Annotated in this window: 1 protein-coding gene; it reads left to right on the plus strand. The window is 36.4% G+C overall.

The window, feature by feature from the left end; genetic code table 11:
* The first annotated feature begins 283 nt into the window (after window positions 1–283).
* Window positions 284–874: a replication/maintenance protein RepL gene (locus tag HMPREF0999_RS21605; protein WP_004295513.1), complete on the plus strand. Its 591-nt coding sequence runs from the start codon at window positions 284–286 to the stop codon at window positions 872–874.
* The last annotated feature ends 151 nt before the right edge of the window (window positions 875–1,025 follow it).

Below are 1,025 nucleotides of genomic sequence, written 5' to 3' on the forward strand. Positions count from 1 at the left end.
GGTCCCGCCCCTTGCCGCTGGGCGCTCCCCGACCGATGATTTTTAAGTGACTGATTTTGTGCTGTTTTGGGGGTATATTAAGAATAGAAGAAATAGAATAAGTTAAGTACTTGATACACAATATAGGGCATTTTCCATATTGGAAATTCTCATTTTCCAATCTAGAAAATACTGATTTCCTAATATAATACTAAACAGGAAAATAATATTTCCCTTAATATTGTTTTTATGGAAAATAATAGTTTACTTTGTGGAGAATAATATTTCCCAAAAACACATCAAAATGGAAAATAAAAAAGCAGTTAAGTTAACCGATTTTCAAAAGAACGAAGAAAATCCTTTTATGAAACAAGCTATAGAAGGTATTGAAAATCATGTTGTTAAAAAGTATAAGAGTAATAGTGGTGGCGATAAGAGAGCCGTAGTAGCTTTAGCCGACACTGAAACTGGAGAAGTGTTTAAGACTTCGTTTATCCGTCAAATAGAAGTAGATGAAGAACAATTCACTAAATTGTATCTTTCTAACTTTGCTGCATTCTTTGACCTATCACAAGCAGCTATTCGGGTTTTTGGTTACTTTATGACCTGCATGAAACCCAAAAATGATTTAATCATCTTCAATAGAAAAAAATGCCTAGAATATACCAAATACAAAACAGACAAAGCTGTTTATAAAGGACTTGCAGAACTTGTAAAAGCTGAAATCATAGCCCGAGGACCAGCCGATAATCTTTGGTTTATTAATCCTCTGATAGTATTCAATGGTGACCGAGTGACATTTGCTAAAACATACGTTCGGAAAAAGACTTTAGCTGCCCAAAAGAAAGAAGAAGCAGAGAAACGACAATTATCACTTGGCTTTGATGAACAGTAACACTCCATTGAGTGAAGCTGCCGTTTGGTCGCTCCCCCTTTGGGGGCGGGGGGGGATAGATAAAGTTCCTCTATGTAAAGTTATAATGGGGGATGAAAGGCAAGGTTCGCTAACCTTACCCCGATTGTTTATGCTTCCCAGCATTCAATCT

Origin of the sequence: Parabacteroides sp. D25 (genome assembly GCF_000307475.1) — a bacterium.
GTDB classification, from domain to species: Bacteria; Bacteroidota; Bacteroidia; order Bacteroidales; family Tannerellaceae; genus Parabacteroides; species Parabacteroides distasonis.